The sequence below is a fragment of the Methanobrevibacter sp. genome (assembly GCF_045646045.1).
GTDB lineage: Archaea > Methanobacteriota > Methanobacteria > Methanobacteriales > Methanobacteriaceae > Methanocatella.
The window spans coordinates 1-9,182 of record NZ_JAZRJY010000146.1; the positions used below are offsets into that span (position 1 = coordinate 1).

Consider the following 9,182-nt stretch of genomic DNA (forward strand, 5'->3'; position numbering starts at 1 on the left):
TTAATAATATTTAATTTGTAATAAGTTCTTATTTTTAATTTACTGTTTTTTTAAAAAGTTAAGTTCATATACATTGTTGTACATTTTTGAATTAGGTATAAGTTATTTTAATATAATTAAAGGAAAGATTAATAAGAATCAGAACATTGGGTATTAAAACTTTCGATTGGGATGTTATAAGAACCCTATTTTTCGTTTTGTCGTTGATTTTATTGGGGATGATTTTTTGTTTTGGAAATTGATAAACTTAAGAAAAGATAAAATAATTATATTCTCTTTTCAAGAAATAAGTCAAATTTTTATCATAAGATTTATATTTAATTAGCAATAAATGTATTAATACTCAATAATGAGTTTATTAATAAATAATTAAAAAAAAGGTGAAAATAATGGGTATAGGTAATATAATAGGAGATGCTATGGCATATCCATTTAAAAATGTTAAAGCATTAGTTTTATATATAGTTTTAAGTATCATAGCCGCATTAATCGGTGGTGCAGCTATAATTAGTTTTGCAGGCGCATACACTTCAAAAGGTATCGCAGGATTTGCATTTGGTGGAATGACTCTCGTCGGAATCATTCTTTTTGTTCTTGTACTGTTCCTGATTGAAGGATATGGTATAGACATTATAAAATATGGTATTGAAAGAAGAACTGATAGTCCTGGAATTGACATCGGAAGACAAATCTCAAACGCAGTCAAATTAGTTGTTGTTGACATTGTTTATTACATTCTTCCTGCAATTATCATTGTTGTTTTAGGTCTTTTCCTCAGAGACTGGATACTTACCATACTTAGTATAATCTTAATTATTGTATTTGCATTAGCTAACTTTATGGCCAAATGTAGATTAGCAAAAACCGATAGTTTAGGTGAAGCCCTAGCTATTGGAGAAGCTATTGGAGACATTTCCAGAGTAGGTATCGGTAAAATCCTCGGAACTGTTATCCTTATTGTTATTATTTTATTAATCATTGCAATTATCCTTGCATTTATTTATAAATTAAACAACACTATTGGTGGCATTTTATTAGGTATTTTCTCAGTCTACTTTATATTCTTCTATAATAGAGCTATTGGTTTATTATATGCTGAAGCATAATCAAACCACTCTTTTTCTTTTTTTCTTTTTTTATAGACTAATTAAAATAATTTCTTTTTAAAATCCATAAATACTCAGGATTCATTTGTAATGGTTTCCAATGAATTCATGAATGGACTTGCTGTTTTTAGTAATAATTGCTGTTGATGGTTTAGTATTGACTGAGGGATTTCTTTTATCCGATGTTGGTACTGCTAGTTGGAGCTGTTTAAATAATATGAGAATATGTTAATCACCAATTTGATGACAGGAAAACCTAATTAAAAATAAGAAAAAAGAAAAAGGATTAAGTTATTTAATCCTTGATAGTTATTGTATTTGCGATTCTCATTCCATCATACTCTGAAGTGATGATGTATTCACCAGCCATCAGATTAATGTTTAACTTGGCAATTCCATTGGAATCTGAATATCTTGTGTAAAATACTCCATTGATATTAAATGTGACTGCAGCTTCTTTCAATGGATTACCTTGACCATCAAGAACAGTAACATTGAATGTTGAACCGTCTTTATACTTCATTTCCAAATCAGTAGCATTTAAAGTAGGCAATACTGTAATGGTATATGACATCTGAAGACCAGTCAAAGGATCAATAGCTGTCAATATGTACTCTCCAGGGTTTAAATTAATGTTTAATCTGGCAGTACCATTTTCATTGGTTGTACGGTTATAGAAAACACCATTAATATTCATGGTAATGTTAACTCCACTAACAGGATTTCCTTCACCGTCAATCAAGTCAATATAGAACTGTGAATCATTTCTGAAGTATTTAACTAAGTTATCGGCAATTAATGTAGGCAATACAGTAATTGTGTTTTCAACTGTTGTACCGTTGAATGTTGTTTTAATTGTGTAATTGCCAGGATTTAAATTAATGGCTATTTTAGCCGTGCCATTTTCATCACTGGTTCTTGTATAATTTTTACCATTGATTTCAAAGGTTACAGTTTCATTAGCAACACCAATATTAACTTCAAATTTGGAATCATTTTTATAGATTTTAACCAAATCTTCAGCATAAATCGGCAGTTTTACAGTGTAGACTTTTAAACAAGCAATTACTCCTTCATTATAAGAATCTATCCAAGGTGATCCATCGATGGAGACATATGAAATATTTTCAGTATAATGGATTCTAACGTCACCCAATGTAATGTAAGGTATATTATTGGATGTTATCACTGCTTTGAAGACATCTCCTTCTTTAATTGGTATGTATTCATTTAATTTGATGGTATGGTAACCAAGATATGGAGATACTCCTTCTTGAATTAATTTTGATTCATTGTTTACATAAATTTCAACTGTATAATTGACACCACCCTCCTTGAAGTATGTTCCAACAGCAGCAATTGCATCGTTTTCCAATGCTTCAAAGACATTCATATAACTTACAGTTTCACCAGGCATGAAATTACCTCCCCATATCATCGCATATTGATAGTTTTTATTATATGGAATGGTATTTTCAGTTATTATTGCAGTAGCATAACTGGATAGGTCAGTAGAATCCAATAACGTTTTATCATAATATGAAACATACATACATCCATTTTCTCCAAAATCAGAACCCCAGCTGTTTTTAATAATCCATGCACCGTTACCTGGAGGTGTGATTAAAAATTTTTCTTTTGGATAATTATCGTCCCAGCCTATAATTGAAACTTCATGATTTGGCTTTTTAGTTTCATTAACATATTGTGCATATGTGTCGGGATTATAATACGGATTTTTTTCGTCATATGTAGATTGTCCAAAATAACATGCATCTATAGAACCATATTTTAAAATTGCTTCTTTAAGTTTTGTGCCGTTTGGTATTTCATTGTTAGGTATGAATATCACATCCTGAACATGGATATCATTCAAAGTTGTTATTACTGCTGAAACTTTTCCCATTTCATCATAAATGTCCGCACCATATGCGATTGCTCCAAGCCAACTTAATAAATAAGATGTTGAGTAAAGATTTGTTCCACCTTCACATATGAAATCGGAACCGTATATTGAATATTTTAACATGGTGTCTCTCATGTTATTTTCTGAAAAATCAGTTGTAATACCTGCAGCTTTCAATAATGCTGATTCCAATGTACCGGTCATTCCGAATGTCCAGCAGGCACCCATCCATCCTTGGTCTTTAACTGGTGACATCCATCCCCAGTCACGTAAATCAAATCTGGACGGAAGAGTAGTAACATTGATGGTATTGTTAAGCAATGTTAATTCCAGGCCTTGTCCGCTTATTATAGTCGTATAAAGTGTATTGTTGGTTGAGACGTTATCGTCATTAATATAAACATTGTTTTCTAAAATACCCCCTTTATCGAAAAATGTGTAAATAGGATTTTTATTATTTTCAAATAGTGTATTCTTGATGTTATATGATGAGTCATATGTGCCGATTGCATTTCCCGCACTTGCATTGTTGTTGATAAATTTGGATTTATCTATATTTAATGTACCGGCATCGTTGTATATTGCACCACCATAGGTTGGATATCCTTCAATAATGTCGACACCGTTTGATGTGAAATTACAATTAGTAATGTTGCTTGTGACATGTGAAAGGTAAAGTGACCCACCATTGTAGGTAGCATGATTGTTTGTGAATACTGTATTGTTTATGAATAAATTTCCACCTAATTGAAGATATGCTCCACCAAATTCAGAGTATGTGTCTTTAAATACAGTATCAATTATTGTTACAGTACCGTTTACATCCAAATCTCCTGAAATATCTGCATTGATGGCTCCTCCATTTTTAGAAGAGGTAACGTTTGTAAATTCACAGTTTTCAATGTATACTTCATCACATTCTTTAAGACTTATTGCCCCCGCAGTAATGTCTGCTTTTAAATTATTGAATTTGGAATTAATAATTGAAAGTTTAGAACGTTGTATGTATAATGCCGGAGAATAAGTTGAAGTAGTATCAGTAAAAATTACATTTTCTATATGAATTATAGCATTTTTATAAGCAGTAATTTGGGCTGATTTAGAGACACATTTTGAAGTCATGTTTGTATTTGAAAGGTCTAATCCTCCTTTATCAAGATATATTGCTGAACCTTTTTCAACAGCATAATTGTCTATGAACCTTGAATTATTACATTTAATAGTTACATTCTCATAAAGCCCAACAGCTGCACCCTGTTTAGATGCATAGTTGTCAATGAAAGAAACATTGTTTAATATTAATGATCCGGTAGCATATATTGCTCCACCTTTTTCAGCATTACCTCCAGTTAAAATCAGATTAGTTAATGTTACATTGTTTGCAGTAATGTTGAATATTCTTGATTGTTTATTTCCGTCTATTGTAAAACCGTTACCGTTAAGGACAAAATTATCTTTATTAATTAAAATTCCTGCATTGTTGTCAGTTTCATTGTTGAAGGTATAGTCCTTGGTTAAATCCAAAGTCATACCTGCATTTTCTATTTCATCAGCTAAATTACTGAATGAACTTTCCCCAGTTGTATAAATATTATATTGTGTAATTTCCAAAGTATCCTGATCGTCATCACATATAATCTCGTCGGAAATATCATCTGCTGCACAGACCGCCCCCAACGACATGATTAAAACAAGCATGACAATCATTATTTTTATGATTTTCATAATTATCACATATAAAATTATGTCAAAAATCAGTATTTAAGTATTTATATTTGGATTTCAGCAATTAATGGTGTGTCAAGTTATTAAAAAAAGAAAAAGAAAAAGAAAGGATTAAGTTAATTAATCCTTGATAGTTATTGTATTTGCGATTCTCATTCCATCATACTCTGAAGTAATGATGTATTCGCCGGCCATCAAATTAATATTTAATCTAGCAATTCCATGAGAATCCGTGTATCTTGTATAAAATACCCCATTAATATTGAATGTAACTGCAGCGTTTTTCAATGGATTACCTTGACCATCCAAAACAGTAACATTGAATGTTGAACCGTCTTTATACTTCATCTCCAAATCAGTAGCATTTAAAGTAGGCAATACTGTAATGTTATATGACATCTGAAGACCAGTCAACGGATCAGTGGCAGTTAATATGTACTCTCCAGGGTTTAAATTAATGTTTAATCTGGCAGTACCATTTTCATTGGTTGTGCGGTTATAGAAAACACCATTAATATTCATGGTAATGTTCTGACTAGCAACAGGATTACCTTCACCGTCAATCAAGTCAATATAAAACTGTGAAGCATTTCTGAAGTATTTAACTAGGTTATCTGCAATTAATGTAGGCAATACTGTAATTGTATTTTCAACTGTTGTGCCGTTGAATAGGGTTTTGATTGTGTAGTTACCTGGATTTAAGTTAATGGCCATTTTGGCAGTTCCGTTTTCATCACTGGTTCTTGTATAATTTTTACCATTGATTTCAAAGGTTACAGTTTCATTTACAACATCAATACTTGCTTCAAATTTGGAGTCGTTTTTATAGATTTTAACCAAATCTTCAGTAAAAATTGGCAGTTCTACAGTATACACTTTTAAACAAGGGATTTTACCTATAATATATCCGTCATTCCAAGGCTGTCCATCATATGAGAAAAAGGAATGATTTTCTCTGTAATGCATCCTTGCATCATCTAATGAAAGATATGGCATAGCATTTGATGTCATCATTACTTTGAAAACATCTCCCTCTTTAATTGGAATGTATTCATTTAATTTGATGGTATGGTAACCGAAATATGGAGATATTCCTTCCTGAGTTAATTTCAACACGTCATTTACATAGATTTCAAGCGTGTAATTGACACCACTCTGGTTGAAGTATGTTCCCACAGCCGCAATTGCATCATCGTCCAATGATTCATAGATATTCATGAAACTTACGGTTTTGTTTCTTGATGAGAAATCACCAAGCCATACAGTATCGTATTGGTAGTTTTTATTATATGGTATTGTATTTTCAATTATTATTCCAGTACCGTACTCGGACATGGCAACACCTTTTAAAAATGACTTATCATAATATGAAAGATATAAATACCCATTATCTCCCCAGTCAGGGCCCCAACTGTTTTTAATAATCCATGCACCGTCACCCGGAGGCGTGATTAGGAATTTTTCTTTTGGGAAATTGTCATCCCAACCTACAACTGAAATTGCATGATTAATATTTTCATTTTTATCAACATATTGCGCATTGGTTTCGGGATTAAAATAAGGACTTACTTGATTATATGAAGCTTGTCCATAGAAAGACGCATCCAAAGAACCATATTTCATAATTGCCAATTTTATTTCCGTACATTCCGGGATTTTATTGGATATGAATTCCACATCCTGAATATGAATATCATTACCTGTAGTGATTACTGGTGAAATTTTTCCCATTTCATCATAGGTATCCACATCCTGTGCGAATGCTCCAAACCAGCTTAATAAATAACTTGCTGCAATAGAGTTATAGCCGCCTTCACTTATATAGCTGGTACCGTAAATTGAATATTTCATCATGGTATTCTGCATATTGTTTTCTGAAAGATCAGTTTTCATGCCTGTAGCCTTTAATAATGCGGATTCCAATGTAGCGGTCATTCCGAATGTCCAGCAGGCACCCATCCATCCCTGATACCTGACCGGTGTAACCCAACCCCAATCACGTGAATCAAACTTGGATGGAAGAGCACTGACATTAATGGTGTTGTTAAGCAGTGTTAATGGCACACCTTCCCCGGCCATTATTGTCACATAATATGTATTGTTGGTTGAGATGTTATCGTCATTAACAATAACGTTGTTTCTGGCTATATTGACATGTTTGTCAAAAACAGAGTAAATTGGGTTTGTATTGTTTTCAAATACTGAATTTCTAATGTCATATGAAGAGTCATATGCACAAACCGCACTGCCTGCACTTGCATTGTTGTTGAAAAATTTGGAGCCGGTAATATTCAATGTACCAATATCACAAAATATTGCACCGCCATAAGTAGGATAACCAATGTCGTTTGATTCTATGCTGTTTGACTCAAAAGTACAGTTATTAACTGTAGCGTTTACATATGAAAGATAAACTGATCCCCCATTATATTTTGCATTGCCGTTTATGAATTCTGTATTGTTTATGAATAAATCATTACCTAATTGAAGCAATGCTCCACCAAACTCAGAACATGTGTCCTTAAATATTGAATCGAGTATAATCATATAACCTCCTTCCCCATCTCCAGCAATATCTGCATAAATGGCACCCGCATTTTTAGAAGAAGTGGTATTTATGAATTCACAGTTTTTAATATAGATATCACCGCCAAGTCTGATGCCTATTGCACCCGCAGTAATATTACCTCTCAAATTATAGAATTTGGAATTGATTATTGAAGTTTTAGTATTTCTAACATATATTGCCGGTGAATAAGAAGAGCTGGAGTTAGCAAAGGTAGCATTTTCTATATTAATTACAGAATGCCTCAAAGCAGCAATTTGAGAATACTTATTGAAAATTTTTGAACTCAAATCAGCATTGTAAAGATTAAGTTTACCTTTCTCAACATATATTGCTGAACCCGCTTCAGCATAATTGTCAATGAAATCGGTTTTATCACAGTTAAGAGTTACATTACCGTAAAGACATACGCCTCCGCCTTCTTTAGTTGCGTAGTTGTCAGTGAAAGTAACATTGTTTAATGTTAAAGACCCTGTGGCATAGATTGCTCCACCTTTTTCAGCATTACCTCCAGTTAAAATCAAATTGCTTAATGTTACGTTGTTTGCAGTAATGTTGAATATTCTTGATTGTTTATTTCCATCTATTGTAAAACCATTACCGTTAAGGACAAAATTATCCTTAGTTATTAAAATTCCCGTATTATTGTCAGTTTCATTGTTGAAGGCATAGTCCTTGGTTAAATCCAAAGTCATACCAGTATTTTCTATTTTATCAGCCAAATCATTGAATGAAGCTTCATCGGTTGCATACACTTCATTTTGAGAAGTTTGTAAGATTTTCTGACAATCCACACTTCTAATGCCAGTACTGTTTTCGGCTGCACAAACAGCACCAACAGACAGTATTAAAACAAGCAGGACAATCATAATTTTTAAAATTTTCATAATAATATCCCCTACAAGTTTATATATTTATACTTATATTTGAATATTTCAAAAAAATGTTGATTTTAAAAATCATTTTCTCGATTTTGGTTCAAAATTAAATCTACAGAATATATTCGTTTTAAAACACCTCATTTGGTTTTAAATGTTCGTTTTAAGACTTTAGCATTGTTTTTTGAAATACGATATCAATTTTATTATCTTTTAAGTGATAAATGAATATTTTATCTTAAAATGGATTAATTTTCATGAAAAAAAAATTTCAAATCAACAAAGTTTTTTGAAAGATTAAAACATTACCCGCAAATGTTATTTAAGGAAATGATATATATTCTAGTATAGAAAGTTTGTTAGAGAAAAACTAAAAGTAACATATATTTATGTGATAAAATGAAAATAGCCATTGTTAGTGGAAAAGATGAAGGACCTACAAAATTAAATGCTTTTGATAATGCATTGAGTGATGCTGGAATTGGAGATGTTAATTTAATCAAAGTATCCAGTATGCTTGCAGGAAATACCCAAATCACAGATTTGCCGGAATTGAAAGCGGGAAGTATGGTTAATTGTGTATTATCAGAAATTACTTCAGATAATCCTGGCGATGTAATTACAGCAGTGATAGCAGTAGCTATTGGAGAGGAATTAGGCTGTGTTGTTGAAACAACAGGAATTAATAAAAAAGAAAATGATCTGATTGATGAAGCAAAATTCATGGTTACTTATATGATGGAAAAACGTGAAGTTGAAATTAAACAACTAATTGTTAAAAAAGCTACAGCAACAGTTGAAAACATTGCATCTGTTGTAGCATCAGTAGTATATTTGGAAGAGTGATTGCATGGATGCTAAGGATAAAAAAATAGCTACGGATTTATCTTATGAAATGATAAGAGAAGTAAGCAGGGCAATTAGACCTTATGTTGGAAAACCCGAATCCGGTGAAAAGGTAAAAATAGGTGCTGACGGAACACCTACGTCATATATTGACA

The 9,182-nt window shown here is 32.0% G+C and carries 4 protein-coding genes and 1 pseudogene; 3 read left to right on the forward strand and 2 right to left on the reverse strand.

The window, feature by feature from the left end:
* Positions 1 to 389 precede the first annotated feature (389 nt).
* Positions 390 to 1,106, forward strand: coding sequence for a DUF4013 domain-containing protein (locus tag ACKI5C_RS09730; RefSeq protein WP_407432928.1), 717 nt, complete (start codon positions 390 to 392; stop codon positions 1,104 to 1,106).
* A 295-nt stretch (positions 1,107 to 1,401) separates the two neighbouring features.
* On the opposite strand, the gene ACKI5C_RS09735 is transcribed toward ACKI5C_RS09730, so the two are convergent.
* Both ACKI5C_RS09735 and ACKI5C_RS09740 read right to left on the reverse strand, forming a co-directional pair.
* Complete coding sequence (locus ACKI5C_RS09735; RefSeq protein ID WP_407432929.1) at positions 1,402 to 4,737, reverse strand: C1 family peptidase; 3,336 nt, start codon at positions 4,735 to 4,737, stop codon at positions 1,402 to 1,404.
* A 120-nt stretch (positions 4,738 to 4,857) separates the two neighbouring features.
* On the reverse strand, positions 4,858 to 8,190 hold the full coding sequence (locus ACKI5C_RS09740) for a C1 family peptidase (RefSeq protein WP_407432930.1): 3,333 nt from the start codon (positions 8,188 to 8,190) through the stop codon (positions 4,858 to 4,860).
* Positions 8,191 to 8,580: 390 nt separating this feature from the next.
* Here ACKI5C_RS09740 and ACKI5C_RS09745 point away from each other — a divergent pair, with 390 nt between their 5' ends.
* Positions 8,581 to 9,027 carry a pyruvoyl-dependent arginine decarboxylase gene (locus ACKI5C_RS09745; RefSeq protein ID WP_407432931.1) on the forward strand — a complete coding sequence of 149 codons (447 nt, stop codon included), beginning with the start codon at positions 8,581 to 8,583 and terminating at the stop codon, positions 9,025 to 9,027.
* 4 nt (positions 9,028 to 9,031) lie between these two features.
* Positions 9,032 to 9,182: pseudogene (locus tag ACKI5C_RS09750) on the forward strand (inositol monophosphatase); the annotation flags it as partial.